The 735-nt window shown below is 64.4% G+C and carries 1 protein-coding gene; it reads left to right on the top strand.

The features are described from left to right. The coding region (locus AB8E48_RS08940; RefSeq protein WP_368886479.1) for a DUF4131 domain-containing protein at positions 1-735 on the top strand (735 nt) is incomplete at both ends.

Here is a 735-nt window from a genome sequence, read left to right as displayed (position 1 = left end):
GGTGCATCCGCTGGCGTGCGTGCTCATTGCACTGCTGGGTTGCCTAGCGATTCTGCTGTTCTTCCCGCCGCGTGCGGCAATGCCCTACAGCTTGCTCTTTCGCACGACCGGTCAGCTGGTTTTCCTGGCGTGTATCGTGACGGTGCAGGCGGTGCTTCTATGCGCTACGGGGGTGGATGCCTCCCGCGCCACCCTGCAGCAGGCGCAGGGCGCCTCGCTTCGCCTGAATGGCACGGTGGAGCAGGTGCGCCGCGTGGATCCGCGCACTACTCTGGTGGTCATTAAGCTGGAGGAAATTCAGGGGCGGAGCGTGCGTGCACTGGTGAATGAGCGGGTGCGCGTGTACCGGCGTGACGGTTCGGCAAAGAGCGCCGCGCAGCGCCCGGAAGCAAGTTCTGCGGCTAAGCATCAGGGGAGCGGCGCCGCGCGCTCACGGGCGATTTATCCGGGGATGAAAGTGACCGCCCTCGGCACGGTGGAGTTCAACGGTTCCACGGCAAAGCTGAGCGGCGCAACTATTTTCCCCGTACCCGCACCCGCCTATGGTGCCGGGTCGAACACTACCGCCCATACCGCGGAGGAGCCGTACCTGTCCACGATCAAGGAACAGTTGCGTACCCGCGCCCTGGATACCCTCGGCACGGAGTCGGCGGCGCTGGTTTTGGGCACCGCCTACGGTGATGATTCGCTGATGAGTTCCACCGCGCGTGAGGATTATAAGCTCAGTGGGCTCAG

It is taken from the genome of Rothia mucilaginosa, from assembly GCF_964211445.1.
GTDB lineage: Bacteria > Actinomycetota > Actinomycetes > Actinomycetales > Micrococcaceae > Rothia > Rothia mucilaginosa_E.
This window is presented reverse-complemented; position numbering and strand designations above follow the sequence as displayed.